14 protein-coding genes, 1 tRNA gene and 2 pseudogenes are annotated in these 15,300 nt (G+C 71.5%); 8 read left to right on the plus strand and 9 right to left on the minus strand.

Annotated elements, in window-relative coordinates; translation table 11 throughout:
- Window positions 1–41 precede the first annotated feature (41 nt).
- From ACH4T9_RS10660 to ACH4T9_RS10670, 3 genes and pseudogenes are all read left to right on the plus strand, one after another.
- A complete protein-coding gene (locus ACH4T9_RS10660; RefSeq protein WP_396670856.1) occupies window positions 42–644 on the plus strand; it encodes a Uma2 family endonuclease in 603 nt (200 codons plus the stop codon).
- Between the two features lie 42 nt (window positions 645–686).
- Window positions 687–905, plus strand: coding sequence for a DUF2945 domain-containing protein (locus ACH4T9_RS10665; protein WP_396670857.1), 219 nt, complete (start codon window positions 687–689; stop codon window positions 903–905).
- Window positions 892–1,236 (plus strand): annotated as a pseudogene (locus ACH4T9_RS10670) (DUF3140 domain-containing protein); the annotation flags it as partial. The gene ACH4T9_RS10665 and the pseudogene ACH4T9_RS10670, both read left to right, overlap by 14 nt.
- A 59-nt stretch (window positions 1,237–1,295) precedes the next feature.
- Here the strand turns inward: ACH4T9_RS10670 and polA are convergent.
- The 8 genes from polA to ACH4T9_RS10710 form a co-directional block, all read right to left on the minus strand.
- Window positions 1,296–4,004: a DNA polymerase I gene (gene polA, locus ACH4T9_RS10675; RefSeq protein ID WP_396670858.1), complete on the minus strand. Its 2,709-nt coding sequence runs from the start codon at window positions 4,002–4,004 to the stop codon at window positions 1,296–1,298.
- Between the two features lie 155 nt (window positions 4,005–4,159).
- Window positions 4,160–4,870, minus strand: coding sequence for an ABC transporter ATP-binding protein (locus tag ACH4T9_RS10680; RefSeq protein ID WP_387023810.1), 711 nt, complete (start codon window positions 4,868–4,870; stop codon window positions 4,160–4,162).
- Window positions 4,860–5,765, minus strand: coding sequence for an ABC transporter ATP-binding protein (locus tag ACH4T9_RS10685; RefSeq protein ID WP_396671448.1), 906 nt, complete (start codon window positions 5,763–5,765; stop codon window positions 4,860–4,862). Before ACH4T9_RS10685 ends, ACH4T9_RS10680 begins: the two co-directional genes overlap by 11 nt.
- A gap of 7 nt (window positions 5,766–5,772) precedes the next feature.
- Entirely contained in the window at window positions 5,773–6,927 is a 1,155-nt protein-coding gene (locus tag ACH4T9_RS10690) for a branched-chain amino acid ABC transporter permease (protein WP_396670859.1), read from the minus strand.
- Window positions 6,924–7,874: a branched-chain amino acid ABC transporter permease gene (locus ACH4T9_RS10695; RefSeq protein ID WP_396670860.1), complete on the minus strand. Its 951-nt coding sequence runs from the start codon at window positions 7,872–7,874 to the stop codon at window positions 6,924–6,926. The genes ACH4T9_RS10690 and ACH4T9_RS10695 overlap by 4 nt, the downstream gene beginning before the upstream one ends.
- A 91-nt stretch (window positions 7,875–7,965) precedes the next feature.
- A complete protein-coding gene (locus ACH4T9_RS10700) occupies window positions 7,966–9,132 on the minus strand; it encodes a branched-chain amino acid ABC transporter substrate-binding protein (protein ID WP_396670861.1) in 1,167 nt (388 codons plus the stop codon).
- Window positions 9,133–9,399: 267 nt separating this feature from the next.
- Window positions 9,400–10,599 (minus strand): hypothetical protein, encoded by a 1,200-nt coding sequence (locus ACH4T9_RS10705; protein WP_396670862.1) that lies wholly within the window; start codon window positions 10,597–10,599, stop codon window positions 9,400–9,402.
- Window positions 10,600–10,770: 171 nt separating this feature from the next.
- Window positions 10,771–11,391 carry an ANTAR domain-containing response regulator gene (locus ACH4T9_RS10710; RefSeq protein ID WP_396670863.1) on the minus strand — a complete coding sequence of 207 codons (621 nt, stop codon included), beginning with the start codon at window positions 11,389–11,391 and terminating at the stop codon, window positions 10,771–10,773.
- Between the two features lie 93 nt (window positions 11,392–11,484).
- Here ACH4T9_RS10710 and ACH4T9_RS10715 point away from each other — a divergent pair.
- The 3 genes and pseudogenes from ACH4T9_RS10715 (at window position 11,485) to ACH4T9_RS10725 (ending at window position 12,272) form a co-directional block, all read left to right on the plus strand.
- Window positions 11,485–11,559: transfer RNA gene (locus ACH4T9_RS10715), tRNA-Leu, on the plus strand.
- 35 nt (window positions 11,560–11,594) lie between these two features.
- Window positions 11,595–11,699 (plus strand): annotated as a pseudogene (locus ACH4T9_RS10720) (transcriptional regulator); the annotation flags it as partial.
- Between the two features lie 207 nt (window positions 11,700–11,906).
- Entirely contained in the window at window positions 11,907–12,272 is a 366-nt protein-coding gene (locus tag ACH4T9_RS10725) for a hypothetical protein (RefSeq protein WP_396671490.1), read from the plus strand.
- A gap of 42 nt (window positions 12,273–12,314) precedes the next feature.
- On the opposite strand, the gene ACH4T9_RS10730 is transcribed toward ACH4T9_RS10725, so the two are convergent.
- On the minus strand, window positions 12,315–13,493 hold the full coding sequence (locus ACH4T9_RS10730; protein ID WP_396671449.1) for a trans-sulfuration enzyme family protein: 1,179 nt from the start codon (window positions 13,491–13,493) through the stop codon (window positions 12,315–12,317).
- Window positions 13,494–13,576: 83 nt separating this feature from the next.
- On the opposite strand from ACH4T9_RS10730, the gene ACH4T9_RS10735 reads away from it, so the two are divergent.
- Together ACH4T9_RS10735 and ACH4T9_RS10740 are read left to right on the plus strand one after the other, a co-directional pair.
- A complete protein-coding gene (locus ACH4T9_RS10735; protein WP_350885069.1) occupies window positions 13,577–14,056 on the plus strand; it encodes an Lrp/AsnC family transcriptional regulator in 480 nt (159 codons plus the stop codon).
- Window positions 14,057–14,127: 71 nt separating this feature from the next.
- A complete protein-coding gene (locus tag ACH4T9_RS10740; RefSeq protein ID WP_396670864.1) occupies window positions 14,128–15,123 on the plus strand; it encodes an LLM class flavin-dependent oxidoreductase in 996 nt (331 codons plus the stop codon).
- The last annotated feature ends 177 nt before the right edge of the window (window positions 15,124–15,300 follow it).

The following is a 15,300-nucleotide window of genomic DNA, read 5'->3' on the forward strand; positions in this document are numbered from 1 at the left end:
GGTGCGACGCCCCGGGCAGCGGCCGGGGTTACGCTGACCGGGTGAGCGCCGAACCGATCGCGACACCACCTGGCCCCTGGTGTCCGGACCCGATCCGGCAGCAGCGTGCCGACTACACGCTGGAAGACCTGCCCAATTTGCCGGACGACGCCCCGCGCGTCGAACTCGTCGACGGAGTCATCCAGGTGACACCCTCCCCCACCCTGGGCCATCAGGACATCTCCCTGCTCCTGGCCCGCTGGTTGTTGCAACACGCGCCCGACCACCTCCGCGCCACGCAGGCCGTCGGGGTGGCACTCAACGCGAACACCAGCCGACAGCCGGACGTGCTGCTGCGCCGCGCCGAGGTGCGGTCCGACCGTTCCCTGCTCCTGCCGGAGGACGTCGTCCTCGCGGTGGAGGTGGTGTCCCCCGGCACCCGGCGGGTCGACCGCTTCGCCAAGCCGGGCGAGTACGCCGCCGCCGGCATTCCGTTCTACTGGCGCATCGAGCAGGACCCGGTGCACGTGTACGCGTACCGGCTCAGCGGCCAGCTCAGCCTGAGCGGTGAGCGGCAGTACGAGCTGGTCGCCGACAGCGCGGACCTGATCGAGCTGACCGAGCCGTTCGAGATCAAACTGCCGGTCGCCGAGCTCACCGCGTAGCCGCCGCCCGTTTGGCCGGGGAAGCCCCGGGTAGCCAGCCTCATGGCCGATAACAAGTTCCGCAGGGGCGACCACGTCTCCTGGGCCAGCCACAGCGGCCGCGCCCACGGAGTGGTGCGGGAGGAGCTGACCGAGCGGACGCACGTGCGCGGGCACGCCGTGAACGCGTCGCAGGACGAGCCGCAGTACCGCATCCGCGTCGACGACTCGGGACGGGACGTCGCCCACCGGCCGGAGGCGCTGCGTCGTGAGCAGGGCTGAGCGGGGACGCGACACGTACCGGGAGTTCGCCGAGGCGGTGAACATGAAGCCGGACGAGCTGTCGACGTGGCTGGAGACCGACGAGTCGAAGCAGGTCGGCTCGCACAAAGGCGGCCGGGCGGGCGGCGGCGAGTCGGTCGGACACGAGTCCGGCCGGAAGATCATCAACCTGCTGCGGCGCGGCCGGGCCGGGCTGTCCGAGGCCGACTACCAGCACATGCGCAAGGTCGTCGGGTACGTCCGCCGGCACATGGCGCAGCGGCCGTCCGGGAACGTGCGCGACACGAAGTGGCGGTGGTCGCTGATGAACTGGGGCCACGACCCGCTCAAGTGAGACGGGCCGCGGCCCCGGTGCACGTCGACCGACCGCCACGGCGACCCGGTGGAGCGTCAGTGGTCGGCGCTGTTCCAGTCGCGGCCCTCCCCGACGGACACCTCCAGCGGCACCGACAGCGGGTGCGCCCCGCCCATCTCCTTGCGGACCAGCGCCTCCAGGGCGTCCCGCTCGCCCGGGGCCACCTCGAAGACCAGCTCGTCGTGCACCTGGAGCAGCATCCGGGATCGCAGGCCGGCGTCGCGCAGCGCCGCGTCGACGTGCAGCATGGCGACCTTGATGATGTCGGCCGCCGAGCCCTGGATGGGGGCGTTCAGCGCCATCCGCTCGGCCATCTCCCGGCGCTGCCGGTTGTCGCTGACCAGGTCGGGGAGGTATCGCCGGCGGCCCAGGAGGGTGGAGGTGTAGCCGTCGTGCCGGGCCCGGGCGACGACCTCGTTGAGGTAGTCGCGGACGCCGCCGAAGCCGGCGAAGTAGTTCTCCATCAGCCCGCGCGCCTCCTCGGCGGTGATCCCGAGCTGCTGGGACAGGCCGAACGCGCTCAGCCCGTACGCCAGGCCGTAGTTCATCGCCTTGATCTTGCGGCGCTGGTCGGCGGTGACCGCCTCCACCGGCACCCCGAACACCGACGACGCGGTGGCGGCGTGGAAGTCCCGGCCGGAGTTGAAGGCCTCGATCAGCGCGTCGTCCGACGACAGGTGCGCCATGATCCGCATCTCGATCTGGCTGTAGTCGGCGGTGAGCAGGCAGTCGTACCCCTGCCCCACGACGAAGGCCCGGCGGATCCGTCGGCCCTCCTCGGTGCGGATCGGGATGTTCTGCAGGTTGGGGTCGGTCGAGGAGAGCCGGCCGGTGGCCGCCACCGTCTGCTTGAACGTGGTGTGGATGCGGCCGTCGTCGGAGACCGACTTGAGCAGGCCGTCGACGGTCGACTTGAGCTTGGCCACGTCCCGGTGGCGCAGCAGGTGCTCCAGCACCGGCAGCGGGTTCTGCGCGTAGAGCCACTGGAGGGCGTCGGCGTCGGTCGTGTAGCCGGTCTTGATCTTCTTGGTCTTGGGCAGCCCCAGCTCGCCGAAGAGCAGCTCCTGGAGCTGCTTCGGCGAGCCCAGGTTGAACTCCCGCCCCACCGCGGCGTACGCGCCCTGGGCGGCGGCCTTGACCTCGCCCGCGAAGTGCGCCTCCAATTCCTGGAGATAGTCCAGGTCGGCGGCGATGCCGACCCGCTGGATCGTCGCGAGCACCTCCGACAGCGGCAGCTCGACCCCCGCCATGAGCCGGGCGGACTGCTCGCCGTCGCGGGAGAGCTCGGCGTCGATCGCGTCGGCCAGGTCGAGGGTGGCCCGGGCCTGGAGCATCAGGTTCTGCTCGGCCTCGCCGTCGTCCCCGAGGCCGTCGAGGGTGAGCTGACCGGTCTCCGGGGCGTCGACCCGCAGCTCCCGGTGCAGGTAGCGCAGCGCCAGGTCGGTCAGGTCGTAGGAGCGCTGGTCGGGGCGGGCCAGGTAGGCGGCCAACTCGGTGTCGCGGGCCACCCCCGCCAAGTCCCAGCCGCGGGCGGCGAACGCCAGCCGGGCGTGCTTGCTGTCGTGCACCACCTTGGGTCGCTGGGGGTCGGCCAGCCAGCCGGCCAGGGCCCGCTCGTCGGCCTCGGCCAGCTGCGCCGGGTCGAACCAGGCCGCCTGGCCGGCCGCCAGCGCGAGGGCCACGCCGTCGAGCTGCGGCTCGTACCGCTCCCGGGGGGTGGTCGGCTTCGCCGGCGTCTTCACCGCGACGCCGACCTGGACGCCGGCCGGGGCGTGCGCGTCGAGCCAGCCGGCCAGCGCGCCGGGCTCGGTGAGCTTCTCGCCGGTCAGGTCGAACCCGGCCTCCGCCTCCGGCTCCACGGCCTCCAGGTACTGGTAGAGCCGGTCGCGCAGGATGCGGAACTCCAGGGTGTCGAAGACCTGGTGCACCGCCTCCCGGTCCCAGCCTGCCCAGCGGGTGTCCTCGGGGCGGACCGGCAGCTCCAGGTCGGAGACCAGGCAGTTGATCTCGTAGTTGCGGATCACGTCGGCGAGCCGCTCGCGCAGGCTGTCGCCGGCCTTGCCCTTGATCTCGTCGGCGTGCGCGATGACGCCGTCGACCCCGCCGTACAGGTTGATCCACTTGGCGGCGGTCTTCGGCCCCACCCCGGGCACGCCCGGCAGGTTGTCGCTGGTCTCGCCGACCAGGGCGGCCAGGTCGCGGTAGCGCTGCGGGCCGACGCCGTACTTCGCCTCGATCGCGGCGGCGTCCATCCGGGCCAGGTCGGAGACGCCCTTGCGCGGGTAGAGCACCGTGATGTTGTCGTCGATGAGCTGGAAGGCGTCCCGGTCACCGCTGGAGATCAGCACCGTCATGCCCTGGTCACGGGCCTGGCAGGCGAGGGTGGCGATGACGTCGTCGGCCTCGTAGCCCTCCATCTCCACCACCGGGATCTGGAGCGCGGCCAGGACCTCCTTGACCAGGCTGACCTGGCCCTTGAAGTCCGCCGGGGTCTCGCTGCGGCCCGCCTTGTACTCCGCGTACTTCTCGGTGCGGAAGGAGCGGCGGGACACGTCGAAGGCGACGACGATGTGGGTCGGCTGCTCGTCGCGCAGCGCGTTGATCAGCATCGAGGTGAAGCCGTAGACGGCGTTTGTCGGCTGCCCCGTCGTGGTGGAGAAGTTCTCCACCGGCAGGGCGAAGAACGCCCGGTATGCCATGGAGTGTCCGTCGACGAGAAGCAGGCGCGGCGTCGTAGCTGTCACGCCCGCGACTCTAGCCCGTACGCCCGACATCGCCGCCGGGCGGCACGGCCGGCGGAGCCGGGATTCGCCCCGGCGTCTGCCCCGGGCCCGGAAGGGGCAGACGCCGGCGGCCGGCCGCCCCCGGGTGGGGACGGCCGGCCGCCGGTGGTGCGAGGTCAGGCCACGCCGAGGTACGCCTCCTTGACCGCCGGGTCGTGCAGCAGGTCCCGGCCGGTGCCCTCCTTGACGATCCGGCCGGTCTCCAGCACGTACCCCCGGTGGGCGCGGGACAGCGCCTGCTGGGCGTTCTGCTCCACCAGCAGGATCGTGGTGCCCTGCTCGTTGATCCGGGTGATGATCTCGAAGATCTGCTGGATCAGCTTCGGCGCCAGACCCATCGACGGCTCGTCGAGCAGCAGCAACCGCGGCCGGGCCATCAGCGCCCGACCCACGGCGAGCATCTGCTGCTCACCGCCGGAGAGGGTGCCGCCGGCCTGCTTGCGCCGCTCCGCCAGCCGGGGGAACAGGTCCAGCACCATCGCCAGGTCCTTGGCGATCTCCGCCTTGTCCCGGCGGGTGTACGCCCCCATCTCCAGGTTCTCCATCACCGTCATGCCGGGGAACACGCCCCGGCCCTCGGGCGCCTGCCCGATCCCGCGGGTCACCCGCAGGTCGGCCCGCATCCGGGTGACGTCCGTGCCGTCGAAGACGATCGAGCCCTGGGCCACCGGACGCAGCCCGGAGATCGCCCGCATGGTGGTGGTCTTGCCCGCGCCGTTGGCGCCGATGAGCGCGACCACCTCGCCCTCGTTGACCACCAGGCTGATCCCGTGCAGCGCCTGGATGCGCCCGTACAGCAGGGTTAGGTCCTTGATCTCAAGCAGCATCGGTCGGCACCCCCAGGTACGCGGCGATCACCTTCGGGTTGTCCCGGACCTCGGCCGGCAGCCCCTCGGCGATCTTCTTGCCGAACTCCAGCACGACGATCCGGTCGGTCACGCCCATCACCAGCCGCATGTCGTGCTCGATCAACAGCACGGTCGTGCCGTTGTCGCGGATCAACCGGATCAGGCCGAGCAGCTCCTCCTTCTCCGCCGGGGTGAAGCCGGCGGCCGGCTCGTCCAGGCAGAGCAGGGCGGGGTCCGTCGCGAGAGCCCGGGCGATCTCCAGCCGGCGCTGCTCGCCGTACGACAGGTTGCGGGACAGGTCGTTCGCGCGCCGCTCGATGCCGACGAACCGCAGCAGCTCGTACGCCTTCTCCCGGCCCTCCCGCTCCTCCCGCCAGTGCCGCGGCAGGCGCAGCATGGCCGAGATGACGCTGGTCTTGTGGTGGACGTCCGCGCCCACCATCACGTTCTCCAGCGCCGTCATCTCGGGGAACAGCCGGATGTTCTGGAACGTCCGGGCGATGCCGGCCTTGGTGATCCACGACCGCCGCTTGCCGTTGGTGCGCTGCCCCTTGAACCGGATCTCGCCCTCGGTGGGCCGGTAGACGCCGGTCATCGCGTTGAAGCAGGTCGTCTTGCCGGCGCCGTTCGGGCCGATCAGGCCGAGGATCTCCCCCTTGTAGAGGGTGAAGTTGACCTTGTCGAGGGCGACCACGCCGCCGAAGCGCAGCGTGACGTCGTCGACCTCCAGCAACGGCTCCCGCCCCGCCGAGTCCCGCGCCGCCGGGGCGGTGGACGTGGGCCCGTCGGGGCCCTTCTCCGGCGGCACGCCAACCGTGCTGCGGCCGTCGGCGGTGACGTCGCGGTCGCTGCTGGCGTCGCGCTCGCTCTTCATCTGCGGGTCACTCACTGGGCACCTTCTCCTGCGGAACCGCCTCCTGGCGCCGGTCGGCGAACTCCGCCGCCCGCCGCCGGTTGGGCACGATACCCTGCGGACGGAAGATCATCATCACGATGACGACCAGGCCGAAGATCAGGATCCGGTACTCCGCCGCGTCGAACTCCACCCCCAGCAGCTCGCCGACGCCGCGCAACCACTCCGGCAGGTACCAGGTGATCGCGCCGCCGACGATGGCGCCCTTGATGTTGCCGACACCACCGAGGATGACCGCCGCGAGCACCAGGATGGAGCTCTCCAGCACGAACTGGTCGGAGTTGATGAACGTCTGCTTGCCGGCGAAGACGGCACCGGTCAGGCCGGCCACCGCCGCCCCGATCGCGAACGCCCAGAGCTTGTACTTGAACGTCGGCACGCCCATGACCTCGGCGGCGTCCTCGTCCTCGCGGGTCGCGACCCAGGCCCGGCCGACCCGGCTGTTGGCCAGGTTCCGGACCAGCACGATCACCAGGAGGATCAACGTCAGCAGGAGCCAGTAGTACGGCCGGGCGTCCACCACCCCGAACAGCGGCTTGCCGTCCGAGCCGGAGCCCGGCGGGTGCGGGATTCCCGGGATGCCCCGCTGCCCCTGGAGGACACCCTCGTTGCGGGCGGCGTAGAGCCGGATCATCTCGGCGAAGCCGAGGGTCACGATGGCCAGGTAGTCGCCGCGCAGCCGCAGCGTCGGGCCACCGAGGACGACGCCGGAGATCATCGCGACCATGACCGCGATCGGCACCGCCGCCAGCCACGGCCAGTCCGTCCCGAGGCGGCTCTCCGGCGAGGTCAGCAACGCGACCGTGTACGCGCCGAGCGCGTAGAAGCCGAAGTAGCCCAGGTCGAGCAGGCCGGCGAAGCCGACCACCACGTTGAGCCCCACGGCCAGCAGGACGAAGACCGCGGTGTCGAACAGCACGCCCGCGAAGTCCGACCGGGTGGTGTAGAGGGCGAAGTACTCGCTCCCGATCGGGAAGCCCAGGTACTCGTAGAACCACTTGTTGGGCAGGATGTAGAGCAGGACGATCAGCGCCGCGAGGGCGGCCCACCGGATCTGCTTGGGCATGGCCGCCCAGCGGCCCTTGAAGGCCGAGACACGGCCCTTGTCCACGGTGGCGGTCATGCGCGCGCCCTCCCGAGAGATTCGCCGAGCAGGCCGGTGGGGCGGAACATCAGCAGCACGATCAGCAGCACGAAGCCGGTGAAGTCCTTCCAGTCTCCGCCGAACAGGCCGGCGGCGTAGTTCTCCGCCACGCCGAGCAGCAGGCCGCCGAGCATCGCGCCGCGCAGGTTGCCGATGCCGCCGAGCACCGCCGCCGCGAACGCCTTGAGCCCGATCATGAAGCCCACGTTGAACTTCGTGTAGCCGTAGCGGACGTCCCAGAGCAGCGCCGCCACGCCGGCCATCAGGCCGCCGAGCACGAAGACCAGCAGGATCACCCGGTTCTTGTTGACGCCCATCAGGGCGGCGGTGTCCGGGTCCTGGGCCACGGCCCGGATGCCACGGCCCTGCCGGCTGCGGCTCACGAACTGGTCCAGGCCGACCATCATCACCAGCGTCACGCCGAGGATCAGCAGCTGGACGTTGGTGACGGCGGCGCCGAAGACGGTGAACAGCGTCTCGGAGGGGAGCAGCGTCGGCATGCCGAACGGCGCCCGGGAGGTGCCGATGCCGAAGGACTCGGCGAGCACGAACGACGCGCCGATCGCGGTGATGAGGAAGGCCAGCGGTGGCGCGTTGCGCCGCCGCAGCGGCCGGTAGGCGACCAGCTCCACGGTCACCGCCGTCGCCGCGGAGGCGACCCCCGCCACGATCAGGCCGGCCGCCAGCGCGAGGATCAGCGGGCCGAGGGCCGGCGCGGCGGAATTCTGGTCGTAGCCGAGGGCCTCCCAGGTCCAGAAGGCGGTGAAGGTACCGACCATGAAGACCTCGGAGTGGGCAAAGTTGATCAGGCGAAGGACGCCGTAGACCAGGGTGTAGCCGAGGGCGACCAAGGCGTAGATCGCGCCCTGTTCCAGCCCGGTGATGGTCAGGGCCGGGAAATTCCCGAACAACTCATCGAAGTTCAAGTGGGGCTCCAACTGTGCGGCCAAACGAGGCGGCCGGGAGGATGACTCCCGGCCGCATCGTTTGGTATCCCTGGCGGGACCGGAGAACCGGTCAGGCCTTCGGGATCTCGATGTCCGGAACGACCTTGCCCGCGTTGACCTTGAACGCCCAGACCACCACCTGCGCCGGGTCCAGCTCGCCACTGGCCTCGAACTTGTAGGTCACACCGGTGGCGGTGCCGGCCTTGTTGTAGGCCTTCACGAAGGCGAGGAGATCGGCGCGGGTGACCTTGCCGGCCTTGATGCCCTCGAGGTAGATCTTGGCGATGTCGTACGACACGTCGGCGTAGGTGCCCGGCTCGGCGTTCTCGAAGGCCGCCTTGTAGTCGGTCACGAAGGTGCCCTTGGCCGCGGTGGCCGGGGCGCAGGGGCAGGTCAGGACGGTGCCCTCGGCGACCGCCTGGCCGGCGACCTTGATGAAGAGGGCGTCGTTGACGCCGTCACCGGCGACCATGGTGCCCTTCCAGCCGGCGCCCTTGAGCTGCTTGAGCAGCAGGCCCGCCTCGGTGTAGTAGCCACCGAAGAAAAGGACGGTCGAGCCGCTGCCGACGATCTTGGTGACGACCGCGGAGAAGTTGGTCTGCTTGACCTGGATCTTGTCCTCGCCGGTGACCGAGCCGAGAACCTTCTTGACCTCGCCCACCAGGCCCGTGCCGTACGCCGACTGGTCGTCGACGACGTAGACCTTCTCGGCCTTCAGCACGTTCTTGATGTAGCGACCGGCGGCCGGGCCCTGCGAGGTGTCGTTGCCGACGCCCCGGTGGTAAACCTTCCAGCCCTTGGTGGTCAGAGTCGGGTTGGTCGCCGACGGGGTGATGACCGGCAGGCCGGCCTCGTCGAAGATCGGGCCGCCCACCTCGGACTCGCCGGAGAACGCCGGGCCGACGAGGCCGACGACCTTGGTGTCGCCCACCGCCTTCTGCGCCAGCGGCGGGGCCTTGGCCGGGTCACCCTGCGAGTCGTACTGCTCGAGGTTGACCTTGCAGTCCGCGTTTTCCTTGTTGTACTGGTCGATCGCCAGCTTGGTGCCGTTGCGCATGTGGATACCGAGACCCGCGGCGTCGCCGGTGAGCGGGCCGAAGAAGCCGATCTTGAGGTCACAGGCGGCGGAGCTGCCACCCTCCTCGGTGCCACTGTCGGCCTTACACGCGGCCGTGCCACTGAAAACGAGCGCGCTGATGGCTACGCCACCGAGCACCCGTGCGAGCTTCTGCCTCACGGCTCGTACCCTCCTCCGTCCGAAGGCCCGAATCACCCGCCGCAATGTGGAAATTGGCTCTTGCTGGAGGGGTTTCGAACCGACCGCGAACCCGGTCTGGGGCGGGACGTTATCCCACCAGCAGGGCACGCCGTAAGACCTGAGAAGCGGGGTTGACCTAACCGTTACGTTGAGTGGCCAGATTCACTGAAGTGCTGTAACACACACTCGGGAGGATCGGGTAAAAGCCGACATCCGACACTGTCCGGAAACAAACCACCGGCACGCTCACCCGGGCCCGTCCGGCATTCGTGCCGACCAGACCCCGGCGCCCCGCGCGCCATCCACCAGCAGCAACACCCGGTCCCCCGCCCCGGCCACCGCGACCGACCGGTCCGCCCCCACCGGCAACGGGGCCGGCACCGGCACCGGCGACCAGCCGCCACCGTCCGTCGAGAACCAGGCCGCTCCGCCCGCGTCGGACAGGACCACCGCGACCATCCCGCCGTCCACCGCCGCCAGGCCCGCCACCTGCGCCGACGCGCCCCCGGCCCGCTCCAGCACCCCGCCCGGCCGCCACCCCACCCGGGTCGCCCCCGCAGCCCCGCCGGGCCCCTCGATCCAGGCCCCCACGCCGTCACCGCGCCTACCCACCGCGACCAGCCGCTCCCCCGCCCGAACCACCCGCTGGAGATCGCCCGACGCGTCCGCGTCCGACAGCGCCTCCCGCCGCCAGCCCAGGCCGTCCGGCGAGGTCCACACCGCCGGCTCACCCCCCGGCCGCCCCGGCGCCCGCGACGAGCCCACCAGCACCCAACCCGACGCTCCCGCTGCCACGTCCGCCGCCCAGGTCCGCCCCGCCGCGTCAGATGCCAGCGGCGGCACACCGCTGACCAGCCGGAACTCCCCCGCGTCCACCGAGGACCAGGCCGCCGCGCCGGTGCCCCGGTTACCGGCGATCACCCAACCCTCCGGGCCGCCCGCGATCCGCCCCACGTTCACCGCGTCCGGGCCGCCGAACACCTCGAACTCCGCCGGCACCTCCACCACCGAACCGTCGGCGAGCTGCCGCCACGTGCTCACCCGGGGATTGCCGTGCACCCCGCCGCTCTTCGCGCCCACCGCCGCCAGCCGGCCGTCGCGGCAGCCCACCGCCTTCAGCACGTTCTCCGCGCCGTACCCGCTGCGCGCCGACAGCCGCAGCGGGGTCCACGCCGCCGCGTCCGGGCTGGACCACGCCGCCGGCCGGGTCACGCCCGCCGCGTCCGCGACCGCGCCCACCACGAACCAGCGCCCACCGCAGGCCGCCGCGTCGCGCAGCAGCAGCCGCCCCGGGGCGCCCGGCGGGGTCGGCAGGGTCACCGCCCGCCAGTCGGGGCGCAGCGGGGTCGGCTCCGGCGCGGGACGCGGGGCCGACCAGCACCCGGCCAGCAGCACCGCGCACGCGGCCAGCACGCCAGGCATCGCCCGCAGGCGCCGAGAAGGCATGGACGCGATCGTATCGATCAATCGCAACGACGGGGAGCCCGCGATGCGCCGGCCCCGCCGCCCGAGGCCCCCCGCGGCCCCCTCGCACTTTTACATGGAATGAGTGGCTATTCCGTGGGGGATAGCCACTCATTCCGGGAATTTGCGCCTTGGGGCTCGTGGGGGGTGGGGTCAGGAGGTTGGCTGGGTTAGCTCGCCGCCGGCGGTCTCGGCGAGGATCCGCTCGGCGACCTCCTTCATGGTCAGCCGGTGGTCCATCGCCGTGCGCTGGATCCACTTGAACGCCTGCGGCTCCGTCATCCCGTACGTGGTCATCAACGCGCCCTTGGCGCGCTCCACCGTCTTGCGGATCTCCAGCCGGTCGGTCAGGCCGGCGACCTCGGCCTCCAGCGCGGCGACCTCCGAGTACCGGGACAGCGCGATCTCCACCGCCGGCACCAGGTCGCTCTTCTGGAACGGCTTCACCAGGTACGCCATCGCGCCGGCCGCCCGGGCCCGCTCCACCAGGTCACGCTGACTGAACGCGGTCAGGATGATCACCGGGGCGATCCGGGCGCCGGCGATCCGCTCGGCGGCGGCCAGCCCGTCCATGATCGGCATTTTGATGTCGAGGATGACCAGGTCGGGCTTCAGCTCCTCGGCGAGACGAACGGCGGTCTCGCCGTCGCCGGCCTCGCCGACCACCTCGTAGCCCTCCTCGACCAGCATCTCGGCCAGGTCCAGCCGGATGAGCGCCTCGTCCTCGGCGATCAACACCCGCCTGCGCTCGGCATCCGTCTGCGTCTCGGCCACGAGCCACTCCCACCAGTCTGTGCCCGACACCGCCGTGCCGGGTGTCGCCGTCCCTAGCGTAGTGGGTAGGCTGTCATGGTCGAATCATGGAAGGCCCTCGTAGCCCAACCGGCAGTAGGCAATGCACTCAAACTGCATACAGTGTGGGTTCGAATCCCACCGAGGGCACAAAACTTGTCATACAGGCGTTCGAAGATGGGCGCGTGCATCCACCTGAGATCCGAGCGCGCGCCCGCCGCCTCTACCTCTCCGGGGCCACGGTTGCCGAAACCGCCCGCAGCGTAGGGCTCCCCTATCCGACGGTCCGCCACTGGTGCAAGGACCGTCCCGAACCGAAGCAGCAGAGCACAGCCCTCCGCTGCTTCCGGTGCCGTCCCGACCTCGACAGTCCGACAGACCCGGGTTCCTATGCCTACGCAAACGTCTGGCCTGGGCTGATCGACGCCTGCGAGGCTTCCATGAAGGCCGTGTTGGCGGCGAAAGTGCAACGGGTTCAGCAGCAGGGGTGCGTCAGCGTGCAGAGCTACGGCTTGCACTGGCCCTGCCTGCTGCCGCAGCACGGGCCGGGCAAGAAGCACGAGCGGCTGATCGTCCTCACCGACTGGCAGCGGAAGATCGTCGCCACCCACCCCGGCGACTTCGTGCGCGGCCTGTTCCACTCCGATGGCTGCCGGGTGGCCAACCGGGTGATCGCGCACGGTCGGGCCTACGTCTATCCCCGCTACATGTTCACCAACGAGTCCGCCGACATCATGGGGCTCTGCCAGTGGGCGCTGGACCTGCTGGGCGTCGCCTGGCGGATGAACCGCCGCAACTCGCTGTCGGTGGCCCGACGGGAGGCGGTCGCCGAGCTGGACCGGCACGTCGGCCCGAAGTCCTGAACGGGCGGGCCCGCCCGTCAGCCGAAACGGGGCACCAGACGGTCAGCCGAGCGCGGCGAGCGCCTGCTCCAGGTCCGCCCGCAGGTCCTCCGGGTCCTCCAGGCCGACGGAGATCCGCAGCAGACCGCCGACCGGCTTGGCGTCGCCTTCGACCGGCCGGTGGGTGAGCGAGGCGGGGTGCTGGATGAGGGTGTCCACGCCGCCGAGGGAGACGGCATGGGTGATCAGCCGGCAGGCCCCGGCGACGGCGGCGGCGGCGGACGCGCCACCGCGTACCTCGAAGGCGAGCAGGCTGCCGGTGCCGGCCATCTGCCGGCCGACGAGCCCGGCGGGGTCGTCGATGCCGGGGTGGTGCACGCGGGCGACGGCGGGGTGGCGGGCGAGCCAGCCGGCGAGCTTCTCGGCCCCGGCGGACTGGGCGCGGACCCGCACGGGCAGCGTCTGGAGGCCGCGGTGCAGCAGGTACGCGCCGAGGGGGTGCAGGATCGCGCCGGTGAGGGCGCGGACCTGGCGCAGCCGGGCGGCCCACTGGTCGTCGCACGCGACGACGCCGGCGAGGACGTCGCCGTGGCCGCCGATGCTCTTGGTGGCGCTGTGCAGGACGAGCGCGGCGCCGTGCCGGGCGGGCTGCTGCAGGACGGGGGTGGCGACGGTGTTGTCGACGAGCAGGGGCACGTCGCCGGCGGCGGTGGCCAGGGCGGCGATGTCGACGAGGTCGAGGGTGGGGTTGGCGGGGGTCTCGACGATGACGAGGGCGGTGTCGGGGCGGACGGCGTCGGCGACGCCGTCGGGGTGGGCCCAGGTGACCTCGGTGCCGAGCAGGCCGGTGGCGAGGACGTGGTCGGTGCCGCCGTAGAGGGGGCGGACGGCGACGATGTGGTGCTTCCCGTCCCGGGTGGCGGCGAGGACGGTGGCGGTGAGGGCGGCCATGCCGCTGGCGAAAGCGACGGCGGCGGCGGTGCCTTCGAGCTCGGCGAGGGCGGTCTCGAAGCGGGCGACGGTGGGGTTCCAGAGGCGTTGGTAGACGGCGCTGCCGCCGGGTGGGAGGGTGCCGCCGGTCGCGAGGAGCTCGTACGCGTCGCCGCCGTCGGTGACCGACGGCAGGGGGTTGGTGGTGGACAGGTCGATGGGTGGGACGTGGACGCCGAGGGCGGCCAGGTCGGCGCGGCCGGCGTGCACTGCTCTGGTGTCCACGGTCGTCATGCGGGAAGCGTCGAACATCAGGGCGGCAATCGGCAAGAGAGTCGCAGAAGATTCTGTTTGTCGGTCTTTGACAACGCGATGATTCGGAGCAGGATGGTGGAATGCCCCTCGCACCGAATGATGTGCGGCCCTTCGCCGCCCTGGACGACGTCGATCGCGCGATCCTGACCGAGCTGGCCGTGGACGGCCGACTGCCGAACAACGCCCTGGCGGACCGGGTGGGGGTGGCACCGTCGACATGCCTGACCCGGACCCGGTCGCTGCGGGAGTGCGGGGCGATCCGGGGGTTCCACGCGGAGGTGGACCCGGCGGCGGTGGGACTGCCGTTGCAGGCCCTGGTGTCGGTGCGGTTGACGGCGCACGAGCGGGCGGCGGTGGACGCGTTCCGGGCCCGGTCGGTGCGGCTGCCCGGGGTGGTGTCGGTGTTCCACGTGGCGGGCGCGGAGGACTACGTGTTGCACGTGCGGGCGGCGTCGGGGGACGCGTTGCGGGACTTCGTGCTGGACCATCTCGCGGTGGACCCGGCGGTGCAGCACACCCAGACCAGCCTGATCTTCGAGCAGGCGCGCGGGATGGGTTGAGCCACACGTACCCGACGAGGGGAACAATTCCGGCACGGGGCGGGTTGGACGATCGCGTGATCAACGTACCGATGTCTGTTCTTGATCTTGCCCCGGTCGCGGCCGGCGCCACCGCCGGCGCGGCCCTGCGGCACACCACCGAGCTGGCCCGGCGCACGGAGGAGTTGGGCTACCGCCGGTTCTGGGTGGCCGAGCACCACAACATGCCGGCGATCGCGAGTTCCGCGCCGGCGGTGCTGCTCGCACACCTGGCGGCCAACACCTCGACGATCCGACTGGGCTCGGGCGGGGTGATGCTGCCCAACCACGCCCCGCTGGTGGTGGCCGAGCAGTTCGGCACCCTCGAAGCGCTGCACCCGGGCCGGATCGACCTGGGGATCGGCCGGGCCCCGGGAACCGACCAGGTCACCGCGCTGGCGTTGCGCCGGACGATGGAAGGGCTGTCGGCCGAGGGGTTCCCCCGGGAACTGGCCGACCTGATGAACTACTTCTCCGGGGAGCGGCCGGGGCCGATCACGGCCACGCCGGGGCGGGGCCTGCAGCCCGCTGTCTGGCTGCTGGGGTCCAGCGGGTTCAGCGCTCAGCTCGCCGGGTTGCTGGGGCTGCCGTTCTCGTTCGCGCACCACTTCAGCGCGCAGAACACGGTGCCGGCGCTGGCGCTGTACCGGCAGCATTTCCGGCCGTCGCGGTTCCTGGAGAAGCCGTACGCGATGGTGGCGGTGAACGCGGTCTGCGCGGACACCGACGAGCGGGCGGAGTGGCTGGCGGGGCCGAGCGCGCTGTCGTTCCTGAGGCTGCGCTCGGGGCGGCCGGAGCCCCTCGCCACGCCGGACGAGGCGGCGGCGTACCCGTACACGGACGCGGAGCGGGAGTTCGCGCTCGCCCGGCGGGAGGGGCAGGCGCTGGGGTCGCCGGAGACGGTGCGCCGGCAGCTCACCGGCCTGCTGGAGCGCACCGGCGCGGACGAGCTGATGCTGACCACGCTGGTGTACGACGTGGCCGACCGGGTGCGCTCGTACGAGCTGATCGCGGACAGGGTGGCGGGCGGGCTGCGCCGGAACGGGTGAACCTTGTTGGAAACGCCCGAAACACAGTCTTCATAACGGCGTCACCCCCGCGTCGCGGACGGCGCGTAACTTTGGTTCCGGTGGTGGTACGGCACTCCCCGGTCGGGACGGGTCGGGGGTGCCGCGGTGTGGTGCACCGGGCCGGAGCTGTGCGGATTCCGCGGCTGCGGCCCGGTG

It is taken from the genome of Micromonospora sp. NPDC020750, assembly GCF_044334565.1.
In the GTDB taxonomy this organism is placed as follows: domain Bacteria; phylum Actinomycetota; class Actinomycetes; order Mycobacteriales; family Micromonosporaceae; genus Micromonospora.

Bases quoted from the DNA above. Each gene is read 5' to 3' on its own strand.
- ACH4T9_RS10665 (WP_396670857.1), top strand. From the start codon at position 687: ATGGCCGATAACAAGTTCCGCAGGGGCGACCACGTCTCCTGGGCCAGC.
- ACH4T9_RS10680 (WP_387023810.1), bottom strand. From the start codon at position 4,870: ATGCTGCTTGAGATCAAGGACCTAACCCTGCTGTACGGGCGCATCCAG.
- ACH4T9_RS10685 (WP_396671448.1), bottom strand. From the start codon at position 5,765: ATGAAGAGCGAGCGCGACGCCAGCAGCGACCGCGACGTCACCGCCGAC.
- ACH4T9_RS10690 (WP_396670859.1), bottom strand. From the start codon at position 6,927: ATGACCGCCACCGTGGACAAGGGCCGTGTCTCGGCCTTCAAGGGCCGC.
- ACH4T9_RS10705 (WP_396670862.1), bottom strand. From the start codon at position 10,599: ATGCCTTCTCGGCGCCTGCGGGCGATGCCTGGCGTGCTGGCCGCGTGC.
- ACH4T9_RS10730 (WP_396671449.1), bottom strand. From the start codon at position 13,493: ATGTTCGACGCTTCCCGCATGACGACCGTGGACACCAGAGCAGTGCAC.
- ACH4T9_RS10735 (WP_350885069.1), top strand. From the start codon at position 13,577: ATGCCCCTCGCACCGAATGATGTGCGGCCCTTCGCCGCCCTGGACGAC.
- ACH4T9_RS10740 (WP_396670864.1), top strand. From the start codon at position 14,128: ATGTCTGTTCTTGATCTTGCCCCGGTCGCGGCCGGCGCCACCGCCGGC.